The organism is Rubripirellula reticaptiva (genome assembly GCF_007860175.1).
GTDB lineage: Bacteria > Planctomycetota > Planctomycetia > Pirellulales > Pirellulaceae > Rubripirellula > Rubripirellula reticaptiva.
On the sequence record NZ_SJPX01000003.1, the window covers coordinates 1,134,730 to 1,149,389 of the forward strand.

General features: G+C 53.2%; 12 protein-coding genes. 7 read left to right on the forward strand and 5 right to left on the reverse strand.

Annotated features, from left to right (window positions below):
- Nucleotides 1-88: 88 nt before the first annotated feature.
- Nucleotides 89-817, reverse strand: coding sequence for an LON peptidase substrate-binding domain-containing protein (locus Poly59_RS16860; protein WP_246151715.1), 729 nt, complete (start codon nt 815-817; stop codon nt 89-91).
- A 71-nt stretch (nt 818-888) separates the two neighbouring features.
- The gene (locus tag Poly59_RS16865) at nt 889-1,629 is read right to left on the reverse strand and encodes a Bax inhibitor-1/YccA family protein (protein ID WP_146535218.1); all 741 of its coding nucleotides are present in this window, start codon (nt 1,627-1,629) and stop codon (nt 889-891) included.
- A gap of 244 nt (nt 1,630-1,873) precedes the next feature.
- On the opposite strand from Poly59_RS16865, the gene dcd reads away from it, so the two are divergent.
- Nucleotides 1,874-2,452, forward strand: a complete 579-nt coding sequence (gene dcd, locus Poly59_RS16870; protein WP_146535219.1) for a dCTP deaminase — start codon at nt 1,874-1,876, stop codon at nt 2,450-2,452.
- A gap of 25 nt (nt 2,453-2,477) precedes the next feature.
- Here dcd and Poly59_RS16875 read toward each other — a convergent pair whose 3' ends face one another.
- The 3 genes from Poly59_RS16875 to Poly59_RS16885 form a co-directional block, all read right to left on the reverse strand.
- Nucleotides 2,478-3,239 (reverse strand): RsmE family RNA methyltransferase, encoded by a 762-nt coding sequence (locus Poly59_RS16875; protein WP_146535220.1) that lies wholly within the window; start codon nt 3,237-3,239, stop codon nt 2,478-2,480.
- Nucleotides 3,240-3,404: 165 nt separating this feature from the next.
- Nucleotides 3,405-4,697 carry a putative sensor domain DACNV-containing protein gene (locus Poly59_RS16880; RefSeq protein WP_246151716.1) on the reverse strand — a complete coding sequence of 431 codons (1,293 nt, stop codon included), beginning with the start codon at nt 4,695-4,697 and terminating at the stop codon, nt 3,405-3,407.
- A gap of 157 nt (nt 4,698-4,854) precedes the next feature.
- Entirely contained in the window at nt 4,855-5,604 is a 750-nt protein-coding gene (locus Poly59_RS16885) for an SDR family oxidoreductase (RefSeq protein ID WP_146535221.1), read from the reverse strand.
- Between the two features lie 419 nt (nt 5,605-6,023).
- On the opposite strand from Poly59_RS16885, the gene Poly59_RS16890 reads away from it, so the two are divergent.
- The 6 genes from Poly59_RS16890 to Poly59_RS16915 all read left to right on the forward strand — a co-directional run bounded on the left by Poly59_RS16890 (nt 6,024) and on the right by Poly59_RS16915 (nt 14,636).
- On the forward strand, nt 6,024-6,569 hold the full coding sequence (locus tag Poly59_RS16890; RefSeq protein WP_146535222.1) for a thioredoxin family protein: 546 nt from the start codon (nt 6,024-6,026) through the stop codon (nt 6,567-6,569).
- Nucleotides 6,557-7,450: a TVP38/TMEM64 family protein gene (locus tag Poly59_RS16895; protein ID WP_146535223.1), complete on the forward strand. Its 894-nt coding sequence runs from the start codon at nt 6,557-6,559 to the stop codon at nt 7,448-7,450. The genes Poly59_RS16890 and Poly59_RS16895 overlap by 13 nt, the downstream gene beginning before the upstream one ends.
- Nucleotides 7,451-7,627: 177 nt before the next feature.
- The gene (locus tag Poly59_RS16900; RefSeq protein ID WP_146535224.1) at nt 7,628-9,151 is read left to right on the forward strand and encodes a mercuric reductase; all 1,524 of its coding nucleotides are present in this window, start codon (nt 7,628-7,630) and stop codon (nt 9,149-9,151) included.
- A gap of 490 nt (nt 9,152-9,641) precedes the next feature.
- A complete protein-coding gene (locus Poly59_RS16905; protein ID WP_186776323.1) occupies nt 9,642-13,007 on the forward strand; it encodes a PAS domain S-box protein in 3,366 nt (1,121 codons plus the stop codon).
- A gap of 61 nt (nt 13,008-13,068) precedes the next feature.
- Complete coding sequence (locus Poly59_RS16910) at nt 13,069-14,208, forward strand: sensor histidine kinase (RefSeq protein WP_146535226.1); 1,140 nt, start codon at nt 13,069-13,071, stop codon at nt 14,206-14,208.
- Nucleotides 14,205-14,636 carry a response regulator gene (locus Poly59_RS16915; RefSeq protein ID WP_146535227.1) on the forward strand — a complete coding sequence of 144 codons (432 nt, stop codon included), beginning with the start codon at nt 14,205-14,207 and terminating at the stop codon, nt 14,634-14,636. Before Poly59_RS16910 ends, Poly59_RS16915 begins: the two co-directional genes overlap by 4 nt.
- Nucleotides 14,637-14,660: the final 24 nt, after the last annotated feature.

A 14,660-nucleotide genomic window follows, 5' to 3' on the forward strand; every position in this document is an offset into this window, starting at 1 on the left:
GTGCCGAACAGAATTGGCTAGCTGCCCAAACAACCACTACTCGCTGTCATCGCTGCGCGGCTCGACGAATTGCACGTCGCTTTCAGTGTTAATTCAAACTGAATGGCGGAGGGAAACGTTCGTCTTCTGCCTCGTTGCCCTGAAACGATTGTTCCTCGTTCGATACCGAATGCAACGTTACCGCACCGGTCTTAAGCAAACGGATCAATTCGCAGGCTCTCGCGTCCACGTCGGGCTGAGCAAGCAGTTGCAGTTTCGCTTCGACGTCGAACGGCAACGTGTAAGAGATGATGTCGGTGATCGGGCCGAGTCCCATTTGCCCGGCCATCAACTCGTGCAAATTCTGTTGCACATTGGCGCTCGCCGGAATTACTTCGCCAAATGCATTGAGCAGTTCGCGTTTCAACTCCATTCGATCTTCCGCACCGATGGGCGGATAGATGTCATGATTCACATCGACTTCCGCGATTCGAAACGGACGGCCGGCATCCATTTCGTAAACCAATTTAGCTCGCTTGGTTCCCACTAACAAAATGTTGTGGCGGTCATCGCCAAGGTCGGCATGCGAGACGATTCGGCCGATGCAGACAGTCGTCGCGATCGGCGGTGATTGATCCGGCATCGTCGTGATTCCGCCAGTCAACGTCGCCATCGCGATCAACCGATCGCCGGCCAATGACTCGGCCAGCATTTCGGTATAGCGTGGTTCGAACACGTGCAATGGCTGCATCGCGTGAGGAAACAACACCAACTCGGGCAACGGAAACAAACGAACTCGACCATCAAAATCATCAGGCAGCCGGGTTACATCGTCCATGTTGTGCATCACGTCAACCGAAAACAGAGCCAAGCCCCAGACAGTTGCCAGGGCGATTGCAAGGAAACGGATCAGTCGCTGCTGGAAAACGACATTAACAGTTGCAGCACGTACCAGAACAAAAGCACGACCGATGCGAACAGCGCCAGCGAAGCTGCGACGTACTGTGACGTGTTGTAGTGATGCAGCACGTTCGAGGTGTCGTACAGGATGTAGCCGCACGAGAGCGCCACCATCAATCCGCTGAACCACAGTCCGAGGGAAAACCCGAACGCGATTCCGGCGAAGATAACGCCCATTGCAACCAAGCCACCGAGGGCCAGGAACTTGCCCCAGCTCGCAAAGTCAGCACCAGTGACGAACACAAACGCCGTTAGTCCGATGAAGCAAATCGCTGTGATCGCGGCTGCCATGATCGGCAGGTTCGGCTCGCCCATCACGCGGATGCAAATGTAAAGCATCGGCAATAAAATGATCGCTTGAGCGCCAACGTACAGGCCGAGCCCAGCGTACTGCATCGCTTTCGAAGTGTTGCTGCTTGCCCAGCTGCGGGCGATCCAACTGACACCCATGAAAATCCCCAGCACAATCATCCATCCCCAACCGCCGAGCATTCGGCCGACTAGGGCGTTCATTGTTGCGGCGGGCACGACGGCGAACAAAACAAACTCGATCGCGATCAGAGCCAGGATTGCCCCGGTCATGTGCGCGTATGTCTTGCGGATGAACGCCATACGTTCGTTTTCGGCAGCAAAGGCGGCCGGAGTGTCCATCGAAGAGACGGCGTACGGGTTGGGGCTGTCCACTTGCATCGCGGTATTTTCCTGGATCGTTGGTTCGGGGGGGAAGCGTCCGCGGTTGGCAAGATTTATCAATCTTTCCGGCGCCGCGTCCTCTACCCATAATATACGCAGGCTTGTCAGGGCGGTGGGAGAGTAAATGATTGACGAAGCGATCACGATGTCAGAGAATATGAAGATTCAATGAGGCGACCGCTTCGAATTGCGATCGAATCGACGTCATTTCTCCCTGAACTTAGACCCAGGCTTGGTAAACATGCTCCTCTCAGGCGACGAGATTCGGCGGCGACAGAACGACTCCATTCGGATTGAACCGTTCGACGAGTCGCGGCTGAACCCGAACAGCTACAACCTGTCGCTTCACAACGAATTGCTCGTTTACGAAGAGGTCGTGCTCGATGCGGCCTCGCCGAGCCGGTATCGTCGTCTTGAAATCCCCGACGAAGGGCTAACCCTGCAGCCAAACCAGCTTTATCTCGGACGGACAGTCGAGTTCACTGAAACCCATGGCGTCGTGCCAATGCTTCAAGGCCGCAGTTCGCTTGGTCGTCTCGGGTTATTCGTCAATCCGGGCGGCAGCATGGGTGACGAGGGATACTGCGGAACTTGGACGCTGCAAATGTACTGCGTCCAGCCGGTTCGGATCTACGCAGGCATGGAGGTATGCCAGATCTGCTATCTAGGCTTGGAAGGAACCTGCAAGGGATACTCAAGCGATAAGTACCAAAACAGCCGCGATATCAAGCCCAGCCAAATGTTTCGTGAACTTGGCGCGGACAACAGCGACACGCAATTGGAATTGAAGTTCGACGAACTTCTGCACGGCGTGCGCTAGTCGTGCGGCGATTTCGCACCGGTGTTTACTGTCGTGTGCTCAGCGTTCCCTTTTCGCAGGGCCAGCATGTCAGCGCCAACAACGTTGAAACTGCCGCGACCACTGCGGTTTCAACTCGCAGCACCCGGCCTCCGATGCTTGCCATCACAAACCCTTGTTCACGAATGAGGTTCCGTTCGCGATCCGACCAGCCTCGTTCGGATCCGACCAACAAACACGTTGCATGATTGCCTGGATCAATTGCCGACGACAGACTGCAAGTTGCTTCGTAGTTATCAAGGCAGATCCTCGAAATCGGCGGACGGGCGGTCACCGGTTCATCCGCGATCGTTTGGGCAAGCGTTCGGTCGAATCGGACGGCTGGCAGACTGGTTTCAAACGCTTGTGAGACCGCGCTCGTCACGATTTCTTGGTATTCGCCAGACGACCAGAGTTGGCTTGATGCGTACGACCGCTCGCCCGACTCGGTCAACACAAACTCAATCGACCTGACGCCCAAACTCGCCAGCGACCGCAGCACAAAACGACAAGTCTGTGGCCGACTGATTCCGACCACAACGTCGACCGGATACAGCCCGCCCGCAGGTTCCATGGTGTCGAACTCGACCGGCAGCCGGCCACCTGTTTCGACGCCGAATTTTGCTTTGCCGCGCATCCCATTGATCACGCCAGCGTCAAAATACTGTCCATCGTGAATCGATAGCACACGGCGCACATGCGTCACTCGATGATCATCTGGATCGACGCCGTGGACGCGTTCTTCTTCGGTAAACAAAACGATATTCATACTTGACCGCGCACCGTAATCTCAACTGACCTGCGACAACACGCGGTATCGTACCCGTTCACTTGGTTGTCTGCTAAGGACTTAGCGGCGTGAACGCTGCGACGCGATTTGGCACAAGCTGTGGACGGCAATTGCAGTGACTTCGCCGCAAAGCCGCATTTGCAACTAAGGCAAATAGGGCCAGTAGGTCAGTTTATCGTTGAGGCAGGCGACGAATCGGACGTCGCCGTCTTGCGATACGACCACCGCGATCGCATCGGTCAGCCCGTTGACCAACCGATAAGCCGAACGATGCCTCGTTCCCGATGAATCACCGCGCTCCGCGATCGTGTTGGTGGCTTCGAGGTCAAGTGCGCGGTGAATGGAGGACACGTGCGAATCGCCCAGGATTTCGCCGCCGAACCCAATGAACCGGAAACTGCGATCCAATACCAGCGAACCGTCAACACTCATCATGTCGGCAAGCAAATGACTGAACTCAATCAACGCCTCGTCGATCGTTGCTAGCTCAGCATCGTGCATTTGCAAATAGTCGTTTAACGTCACGACGGCCAAGCCTTTTGTCTTACCGATCAACGCAACCCGTTTCATCAACTTCAAAATTAGTCGGCGGAAGCGAATCGTTGAATCGTCTTGTTGGAATCGGACGCGAAAGCGAAACCACTGGTCCGGAATTTCTGTTTCGTTGGCGTTGTCGGGTAGGTAAACCAACATTCCACCGTGGCCGCGCATTCGTACCAGCCGAAGAACGCGGCGCACCACAATCTGGGCGATGTCTTTAACAAATTCATCGCAGATCTGGCATTGCGATCCTTCCTCGGACTGCGGATCGAACTCCTCCAGCAGTGCTGCCCGAATCGTTCCAAACTTCTGTGGCAACCACTTCGAGTGAAATGGATCAAAGCCGTCCGTCAACAACTTGCCGCTGTCCGACTCAAGGATCCGGGTATAACCTGATGCGGCAACGATGTGTCCAGGTGCCAGAATCTGAATGACGAGATTGTGAGGCAGCGGTGCTCCGATTGGCCTGCCGCCTTCCAAGTGATTGACCCACTGAGTGCCGGTCACGATCATGCCCCAGACGCTGAGCCCACCGGATGGTTCCTGCTTCACGGCCAACAGAGCGCGGTAGTAACCAGCGGCGGCCGCAAGTTTGCGCAGATCCTGGGCTGTGAATGGAGTAGCGACTTTGAATCTCAAGACGTGCAGCGAACTCGATCCGTCTGAAATTTCGGACTCAAACGAGTCCTCGGTCACGAACGCAATGCGACACTGGACGGGAGAGTTCTCCTCACGCAGCAAGCTGGCCTGATACATCGTATCCAACAGCGTCACCAAAACTTCATGTTCCGGAATCGCCTCGACCGGCAACTCGCGTGATCCCCAGCGATCTCGCAATGCCGTCGCGATGTCGATGGGGTAAGCAGACTTGTCGAATTGTTCCATTTTCCATTCCATGGCGATTCTCGATTCATGAGCCGATCCGCAAGCCGCGCGTCACGCGTTCATTCGAAGATTCCCGTTGAACTTTGCTTCCATGTGTTAGCTTCGTTCGCTGCATCAAGACCTGCAACGCTCGAATTCTCGTGATTCAAGCGATATGCCGACGCCAGGATTACGAGAGGCTTTCTTGCATGTCCGCTTCCACAACGTTTTCAGCGAAACTTTGATACGCCGCACCGATTTGCTGCGCCATTGGGTCGGTCCAACAGTGGAAGCGACCTTCGGCAATCGCGTCGAAGATCGCCTTGGCAACCAAAACAGGCGACGCGGCAATGTCGCCGAAACCCGCAGCCACTCCCATATCGGTTTGAATTGGTCCTGGATGAACGCTAACGACGTGTGTTCCCTGTTCACGCAGCGATTCTCGCAATCCCTGAGTAATTGAATAGCTTGCGGCCTTAGATGCGCAGTAGGTCGCGAAGTTTCCGAAAGTCTTTACCGATGCAACACTGTTCAGCTGCGCAAACGCTCCGCCGCCGTTCGCCTTCAAGATGGGCGCGAACGCCTGGGCGACGCGAATCAAACCGTAAACATTCGTGTTCATTTCAAACTGCAACGTTTCGATCGCATCTTTTTCAATCGCCGTCGATACCTTCAACACTCCAGCGTTGTTGACGACGACATCGACGTCTTTGGCTGTTTCGGCTGCCGTGGTGATTGATGCGTGATCATCAAGGTCAAGTCGAACTGCCACCACTTGGTCGCCGTGCTCGGCAACAAGCGAATCGGCGGATTCCAACGTTCGTACTGCGGCATAGACTTTCGTCGCGCCGCGTCGGAGCGCCTCTTCAAGAATTGCTTTTCCGATACCGCGGTTTGCGCCGGTTACTAGAACTGTCTTATTCTTTACGTCGAATGTCATCGGTTGGTATCTTCAGATTTGAGTAGTTTGACTGTTTTTCGATTTTGCTGACGCCAACATGAAGCCAGTGCGTCATTGGTGCTTCGCTCGTCTCTTGCTTGGACGAATCGCCTGATCAATCTCCCAATGGTATCCAGCCTCCAACGATCGGTCGACACTCTGCAACGAGAGCTTTTGATCTGAAAGTCGCTTGACGAATCAGTGGCAGCCGATATCGCCAGCCAGATCAACGGACGTGAGTCCGTACCGAGACTCTGGAAGCAGGGGGCCAAATCGAGTGAAGAAATGCAAGAAGCACTGAAACCCGATCATGTTAGAGCGAATGAGGTGGCGGATCTCGGGTTTCAATGGTTATCACAGACTAGCCAGGGGAGCGTCATCACAGTTTAATCACCAACCCATACTCAATCGGTTTCGCGATGAAACGCAAGTCTATCTTTTTGTTCGTCTCGATAACGCTGGCGATGATTTTGGTTATCGGTTGTGCCGACAGCGGATCATTCGCGTTTCGTAAACAAGATTCGATCGAACTCGATTCGCTGCTGACCGACTCCGAACTGATCGACCAGGCACGAGTCAGCCACGCAGGATCTCGTGGACAGACACCGACAATTGTCACCGCTGCTTCGGCGAACTTGCGTCGAGCACCGTCGCTCGTAACGCTCGCGGCTGGCGAAGACTTGCAAGCGAAAATGAACGACGCTTCTGGCGCGGTGCTGCTCGACTTTTATGCCGATTGGTGCGGTCCTTGCCAGGCCCAAGGCAAGATTCTGCATGACTTGGAAAGCACGGCAACCGAATACCAAACACTGATGATTAAGATCAACATTGACGACCACCCTTCGATCGCCGAAGAATTGCAGGTCGATAGCATTCCGACATTGATACTGGTGCGAGACGGTCGAATCGCCAAACGCGTTTCCGGTATAGCTGACGCAAAGAAACTAACTCAATGGATGCAGTAGCCCGCTCCGGCGTTGGTCGACCCAAAACTCTTACGGTCATTCGCTGGGTTTCTGTCCTGCTGATTCTTGCAGGACTGTTGACGATCGTGCGTTCTCTGCCAATTGACCAACTGATGTCAGCGGGAAAGATTTGGATTTCTGGTCTCGGGCTATGGGGGCCAGTCGTTCTGGTGCTGCTTTATATCGTTGCCACCATCCTGTTTGTTCCCGGGACGATTCTGACTTTGGTGGCGGGCGCACTGTTTGGACTTGGGATTGGCACAGTTATCGTCTCCATTGGGTCCACGATCGGCGCATCGTTCGCGTTCCTGATCGCACGTTATGTCGCAAGAGACAAAGTGATCGAGATGGCAAAGGGTAGTCGGCGTTTTGGTGCGATCGATCGCGCGATCGCTGAAGGCGGTTGGAAGATTGTTGGTTTGCTGCGTCTATCGCCGGCGATCCCGTTCAACTTACAAAACTACTTGTACGGACTCACGCCCGTTCGATTCTGGCCCTATGCGGTGACTAGTTGGATTGCGATGTTGCCGGGCACGTTCTTATATGTCTATCTCGGACACGTCACCGGTGCTGCGGTCGGCGCCGACCGCCAACGTTCGACTGCCGAATGGGCGATGCTGGCAATCGGCTTGCTGGCGACCGTCGCCGTGACCGTGTACGTGACTCGGCTGGCAAGTCGCAAGTTAAATGAGCAGGTTGATACCACAAACGGCGGCGAACCGACCGCTGAGGCGGATGACGAAACGCGATCAGCGCCAAATCTCCTCGGTACCGCGCGACTGGCCATCGCTGCGGCAGTTGTGGTCTCCGCGGCAACTTACACTTTCCTTTACGCGGACGAGATTGGCAAATCTCTGATCACCTTGCTCGGACCGTCGTAGATCGAAAAGTTTCGCAGATGTGCTGAGCAACTGGCGATCCCCGTAGCGGCATCCCGGAAAGAAGATTTTGCCTAACCGTGTACGCTTGCGATCTGGTCCATCCCCAAGGGGTATACCCACTTCTACTCTCATTTCGATTTGAAGCATCAGACGCATGCTCAGTCGCTGGAACTTTCCATGAATGCACTGCTACCCAACGACGCGCACAATCAACAGCTACAGGCAAACGTTCATCCTTCCGATTGGACAAACCCAGTTCCTGGTGGCCCTTATCATTTGGTCGTCATCGGAGCCGGGACGGCTGGCTTGGTGACTGCCGCTGGCGCAGCAGGGCTGGGGGCTCGCGTTGCGTTGATCGAGCGTGACTTGATGGGTGGCGATTGCTTGAACGTCGGCTGCGTTCCATCCAAGGGAGTCATCAGCGCGGCGCGGGTGGCTGCGACCGCGAGAGATGCCGGGAACTTTTCCGTGAATGTCCCCAAGGGTGTCGACGTTGATTTTGGCGGCGTGATGCAGAGGATGCGTAAACTGCGGGCCAGTATCAGCCGAAATGATTCGGCGACCCGCTTTCATGAACTAGGAATCGACGTCTACTTTGGTCAAGCAAGTTTTATCGATTCTGAATCAATCGATGTGGCGGGGACAACGCTCAAGTACAAGCGAGCTGTCATCGCAACCGGCGCTCGCGCCGCAGCCCCACCAATCGCGGGCCTGGACACGGTCAAGTACTTGACCAACGAATCGGTATTTTCACTCACCGAACTGCCCAAGCGATTGGGAATCATCGGCGCTGGACCGATCGGCTGCGAACTGGCGCAATCATTCGCTCAATTGGGATCCAAAGTGTTCCTAGTGGAAAACGATCACGGAGTTCTTCCTCGCGAAGATCGCGACGCAGCAGAAATTGTGCAGAACGCCATCACGCACGCAGGCGTAAAACTGTTGTGTTGTGGTCAAAATCTCCGCATTAACGGCGAAAACGGCATTCGGATGACAGTCGATTCTCACGGCACCAGTTACGACGAACCGGTTGACCAGTTGCTGGTCGCAGCCGGCCGTGCACCAAATGTCGAGAACTTGAATCTGGAAGCGGTCGGTGTCGATTTCACGAAAAAAGGGGTCGCTGTCAATGATCACATGCAGACGAAGAATCCACGCATTTACGCCGCTGGTGACGTGTGTTCAAAGTTTCAATTCACTCATGCCGCCGACTTTATGGCACGCATTGTGATTCAAAATTCGCTCTTTGCCGTTGGTCCGTTCGGTAGAAAGAAGGCCAGTGACTTAGTGATCCCTTGGGCAACTTACACATCGCCCGAAGTCGCGCACGTTGGAGTGTATGAAAACGAAGCGCTCGATGCAGGAATTGAAATTGACACTTACGTTCAACACTTCGCCGACGTGGATCGCGCGATCCTAGAGGGCGATGACGAGGGGTTCGTCAAGATTCATACAGCACGCGGGACCGACAAAATTGTCGGCGCGACGATCGTCGCTAAGAATGCGGGGGACATGATTTCCGAAGTGACGCTGGCGATGGTCAACAAAATCGGGCTCGGCAAGATCGCCAACACGATCCATCCTTACCCAACGCAAGCCGAAGCAATTCGCAAACTCGGCGATCAATTCAACCGCACTCGGCTAACACCGACCAGCAAAAAAATGCTCGACGTTTTACGTCGACTGAATGTCGGACGTTAGCTGAACCTCGTCAAGATTGAACCGAGACAGCTGGCTTGACTTTGTCAAGGCAATCATGGATTTCTCCTTACTCGGGGTGTTTCCGTGGCATTGTAATGAAACCCAGGCTGTTCAAATGTGCCGCACTAACAGTCCTTGGCAAGGGCATCTAGAATCTTTGATGCAAGCGACGGACAAGTTCAAAACTCACCCGGATTTTCCTGGCAATCGTAATCAACACTGGCGGATCGTTGTTTGGTCTCGCCGTTCGATGGTTGTAGACGTGCTGCAAGCATGCAGACCCAAGATTGCTGATCCATATTTGCAAACAAAAAATCTTCTTGGAGATCGAGAATACTCAATGACGCATCCATGCACAGTGAAGTCAAAACGGTACAATTTCGGTTGCCGTTCCGCCTGTGTTCTAGCCAAACGCCGTTAGAAAGCCAACCGAGTCATGCCCGAAGCTTTACTCCACAAGAATGAGCAATTGAGGCTGAAGGCACTTCGGATGCTCGGCATTTTAGATACGCCTAAGGAGGAAGACTACGACGCCATCGCGCGACTCGCTGCGGAATTATGCGGTGCACCGATCGGCGCGATCAGCTTCGTCGATGAAGACAGGCTGTGGTTCAAGGCGGCGTTCGGCTTCGACGCGCGCGAGTCACCTCGCTGTCAGGCGTTCTGCGCTCACGCGATTCACTCTCCTGATGCACCGCTGGTGGTATCGGACGCGACCAAGGATCCACGGTTCAAGGATAATCCACTGGTTCTCGGCGAGCCTCGCATGCGATTCTATGCAGGCATTCCGCTTGTCACCGAACACGAAAAGATGCCGATCGGTACACTCTGCGTTATCAGCAACGAGGTGATGACGATCGATGACCGGCAACTCAGAACGCTTTCGCTTTTGGCAAAGCATGTAGAACGACTATTGCATTTGCGTGAATCCAGTCAGCTGCTCGCGCATCGCAACGCACTTATCGATGCTAGCAGCGATGCCATCATGACGTGGACGCATGCCGATGGAATTCTATCGTGGAATAGAGGCGCAGAGGTGATGTACGGTTTCGGTCGCAACGAAGCCATTGGTCGCCAGCCCACTGACATCCTGCGATCAGAGGTTGCGATTCATCAGCATGCCAATGGACTGGCTGTCGGTGACGAGTGGGTAGGCGAAGCAACTCATCAAACCAAGGCCGCCGAACGCATCATTGTTTCGACAAAACTGCAGCGCGTTGGCGTCGGTCACGAGAGCGTGTTTCTGGATACCAGTCGCGACATTTCGGAACAGAAGCTGAAGGACCAGGAGTTGCGACGCGCAAGACATGCGTTGGAGTTTGCCGCTGACGCAATACTTTGGCTGCGGGAAGAAACGGGTGACCTTTTTTATGCGAACCAAGCCGCAAGCGGACTCTATCAATACACTGACAATGAACTCTTGATGCTGAACATTGCCGACATCGATCCCAAAATGCGAGCGCCAGAGGCACTTGCAGAGATTAGAAAACGTTCAACCGAACTAAAAGCAATATTTTTTCAGACAATTCACGTTCGCAAGGATGGCTCAGAAGTTCCTGTCGAAGTCGCGTCCCACCGAGTTGATTTCGAAAATGAAAAGTTTGTTTGTGTATTTGTACGAGACATTACCGAAAGACGACTCACACAACAGAAGCTCGAAGAAGTCAGCACCGAATTTCAAATGGTCTTTGACGCGTTACCGGTGGGCGTTGTCATCACAGACAAGCGACGCCGAATTAAAAGAATCAATCCTGCATTCGAGGAGATGTTTGGATACGACCAAAAAGACATTCTTGGAAAGCAAACAAAAATGCTTTATGCAGACCCCGCGGACTTTTCAGAACAAGGACGAGCGAAATACAATCAAGACAACAGCGCAGAGCTTACACCCTATGAAATGAACTATCGCCGCAGCAATGGTGAGATCTTTACCAGTCAGACAATTGGAAATCGGGTCGCAAATGAATCAGGTGAATTCATCACGTTCGTAGCACTCATTCAAGATATCTCTGAAAGCGTCGCATCTAGACTGGAAGCAGAGAAACTCAACGAAGAGCGTCGAGCGATGCTAGAGTTGCTTGGCACAACGGATGGCGTTTGGTCGTGGCAGGTCGGCAGTGAAGACTGTGACTATGCCCCAGGATTCAGAAAGATTCTTGGGTTTGACGGTGATGATCTCGTCTCTTTCCCGCAAACCATTCGAGCGGCTCAAGAGCGAATCCATCCCGACGATATTGACGAGTTGCGACGGGTAGTGAATTCCAGCCTAAAACGACGTACACCCTTTGTTCACGAGTTCCGATTACGTCATGCGGACAACAAGTACATCTGGGTTCGCTTACGGGCAAATTCGATCCGATCTGACAGCGACGTGCCTCGGCGACTTGTCGGGTCTATCTACGACATTTCTGATTTCAAGATCGCCGAGGCCGAACGTGAGCGGTTTTTTAACGCCGGGATACAACACTACGGTTTGGCCGACATTCAAAGCGCGACGTGGCTTAGAGTCAGTGAGAATTGGAGCGAAGTTCTGGGGTATACCAACGATGAATTGGTTGGCCAGCCCTATCTCGATGCAACTCACCCGGACGATCGTCCGCAATTTGAAGAATGCATGCGGCAATTGTTTGAGGGCAAGCCTGTGCTTGGGTTTCTGGGGCGGATGCGACACAAGGACGGATGTTATCGCCTGATTGAATGGAATGTGGCGGCACCGGAACCCGATAGTTCATCTGTCTACTTCACTGCCCGTGACGTAACCGACGCGGAATTCGATGTAATCCGAAAGATTTCTGATGCCGTTCCGATGACGTTTTTCGTGTACGACATTCAGGAGCACCGTAACGTTTTTATCAATCGGCATATCGAAAACTTGCTGGGTTACACACCGGCCGAGTTCGTCGCCCCAAAAGAGAAAGGGATCGGGGCGTTAATTCATCCAGACGACGAAGGCATTGTCGCCAATTTTTTTGCGGGGATTATGCGAGGTAACGAGGACCAATTCTTCGACAGTCAGTACCGCGTGAAGCGTAAAAATGGCGAGTTTCGGGAAGTCTACACCACTTGTCGGATCTTCAAGCGTTCTGCTGACGGAAAGGTGCAGCAGATCATCGGAACCGCATCGGCGGTGGATGATCTGGCGATCTTGCGGCGATATGCCAATGATTTGGAGGTCGCCAACGAAGAGCTCGAAGAGTTTGCTTACGTAGCGTCTCATGACCTGAAACAGCCATTGCGCGGTATCGACAACCTAGCTCGCTGGATCGAGTCGGATGCGGGAGATTCACTCCCCGCAATCGCTCGTGAACACCTAGTGAAATTGAAAGGACGAGTCGCAAGAATGGAGCGATTGCTCGATGACCTGCTCGCGTACTCTCGAATCGGACGAAGATCATCGGAGGTCGAAGCGATCGACGTCGGACAACTTGTTTGCGAGGTTGCTGAGTTTCTGTCGTCTCCGGAGAGTTTTCGAGTTGAATGCTATGGCCTAATGCCAGTTCTAACCACCCAGCGAATTCCACTGGAACAAGTTTTTCGCAACCTCATCGGTAACGCGATCAAACATCGCAAGCGTGATGATGGTCACGCGATCGTATCCGCTAAGCGAATTGGCGATCATTATGAATTTTCGGTCCGTGACGACGGTCCGGGCATCGCATCAGAGTATCACGAACGCATTTTTCGAATGTTTCATACGCTGCGTCCACGTGATGAAGTGGAAGCCAGCGGGATGGGGCTGGCATTATCAAAGAAGCACATTGAATCTCATGGTGGCAAGATCAGCGTCGAGTCGGCGGAAGGCGAAGGATCGGTCTTTCGCTTTACATGGCTAGCGATGTCTGAACGATCGACATGACGTTTAGTGAAAGAAGTCGCGCAGGGAAAGAATTTCGTGGGGGCAGCGAACAGGGCAAAGAATGAACTTTGAAGACAATATCTCGATTCTGCTCATCGAAGACGATGACATCGATGCAGAGTGCGTGCGAAGATCACTTCCAAAATGCACGGCACTTCACCGTGCGTCAACGCTCCAGTCCGCACTAGCAGTGCTCAGCGACATGCCGCTTGATTTGATCCTGCTCGACCCCGGCCTGCCAGACAGTTCCGGAGTCGATTCGTTTCTTCGGATTCGCGAGTCCTCGCCCGAACTTCCCATCGTTGTACTCACTGGTTTCCAGGACAAGGAGCTAGCAGTGCAAATCATCCGCCTGGGAGCTCAGGACTACCTGCTAAAGGATCAACTGGATGAGCGCGCGATGCAGGCACTACGCTTTGCCGTCGAGCGTGGACGACTTCTTCGGAAGCTGGAAGACGAACAAGCTCAGCGAGAACAACTTGCTAGTAAACTTCGTGAGCAGGAGCAAAGCCTCGCGCATCTAGGACGTGTGGCACTGATGGGTGAATTGGTAGCGGAAATCACACATGAAGTGAGCCAGCCATTGAATGTGATTTCGGCATTGGTTGGCGCGCTAGAAGTCTCGCATCAGCAAAGCGTCGTGGACACTGCGCAAAATGCAATTTTGATAAAAAACCTGTCCGATGCCAATTTGCACGCGGGTGCAATCTTACAGAGGCTTAGAGAGTTTATTCGAGACAAAACAACGACGTTCGATACGTTTGATATTAAAGAACTAATCATTTCGACAATTGATTTTGTCGATTCAGAACGTCGTCGACGAAAGATCACCATCAAGCACGATTTTACAAACGGTCGACTATTTGCTCTTGGCAACACGACGCAAATTCAACAGGTCATCGTGAATTTACTGCGGAACGCATTTGACGCAATGATGAACCTTCCTGAATCAAACCGACTGGTGACGGTTAGGGCCTATCAACAAGACAGCACCGTTTGCGTCGAAGTCATTGATCAAGGAAGTGGACTGGAACTTGAGACTGCTGCAGCCTTTTCCGCCTTTAAGACAACGAAGAGTGAGGGATTAGGCATGGGGCTGGCGATTTGCTCTCGGATACTACACAACCATCATGGTCGAATCACCCATCTGCCCAGTGATCGCCCTGGCTCGACCTTTCGCTTTGAACTTCCGAGCTCATGAGTTCCCTACCCTCAAATTCCCTGCCCTTAAATTCCCTGCCCTCAAATTCCCTGACCACTGCATTGATTGCTCTCGTCGATGATGATGCCTTGGTGCGATTCGCAACCAAGACACTCTTGGACTTCTATCAGTTCGATGTTCAAGAGTTTGATTCCGCGGAATCCCTTCTTGAAGTCGAATCACTTGCTAACTTCGATTGTTTGATCATTGACTATCGTATGCAAGGCATTTCAGGGCTGCAACTTCTTCTGGAGTTGAAAAGGCGTGAGTCGCGAATACCCGCCATCGTGGTTAGCGGATACATCAGTGACGCCGAGGCCGCTGAGTTGAGTGTTGCTGGGGCCTCGGCTATTATGGAAAAACCAGTGAAGGCAAAGGAACTTGTTGCGGAGTTAACGCGTTTAATCCAACTGCGAAAAACTCTCTAGTCAGGACAAGTAGCCTGTTCCAGC

Coding starts and splice junctions, on each gene's coding strand:
- Poly59_RS16880 (WP_246151716.1), bottom strand. CDS start 4,697: ATGGAATGGAAAATGGAACAATTCGACAAGTCTGCTTACCCCATCGAC.
- Poly59_RS16915 (WP_146535227.1), top strand. CDS start 14,205: ATGAGTTCCCTACCCTCAAATTCCCTGCCCTTAAATTCCCTGCCCTCA.
- Poly59_RS16895 (WP_146535223.1), top strand. CDS start 6,557: ATGGATGCAGTAGCCCGCTCCGGCGTTGGTCGACCCAAAACTCTTACG.
- Poly59_RS16865 (WP_146535218.1), bottom strand. CDS start 1,629: ATGCAAGTGGACAGCCCCAACCCGTACGCCGTCTCTTCGATGGACACT.
- Poly59_RS16860 (WP_246151715.1), bottom strand. CDS start 817: ATGGACGATGTAACCCGGCTGCCTGATGATTTTGATGGTCGAGTTCGT.
- Poly59_RS16905 (WP_186776323.1), top strand. CDS start 9,642: ATGCTCGGCATTTTAGATACGCCTAAGGAGGAAGACTACGACGCCATC.
- Poly59_RS16900 (WP_146535224.1), top strand. CDS start 7,628: ATGAATGCACTGCTACCCAACGACGCGCACAATCAACAGCTACAGGCA.
- Poly59_RS16885 (WP_146535221.1), bottom strand. CDS start 5,604: ATGACATTCGACGTAAAGAATAAGACAGTTCTAGTAACCGGCGCAAAC.
- Poly59_RS16910 (WP_146535226.1), top strand. CDS start 13,069: ATGAACTTTGAAGACAATATCTCGATTCTGCTCATCGAAGACGATGAC.
- Poly59_RS16890 (WP_146535222.1), top strand. CDS start 6,024: ATGAAACGCAAGTCTATCTTTTTGTTCGTCTCGATAACGCTGGCGATG.
- Poly59_RS16875 (WP_146535220.1), bottom strand. CDS start 3,239: ATGAATATCGTTTTGTTTACCGAAGAAGAACGCGTCCACGGCGTCGAT.
- dcd (WP_146535219.1), top strand. CDS start 1,874: ATGCTCCTCTCAGGCGACGAGATTCGGCGGCGACAGAACGACTCCATT.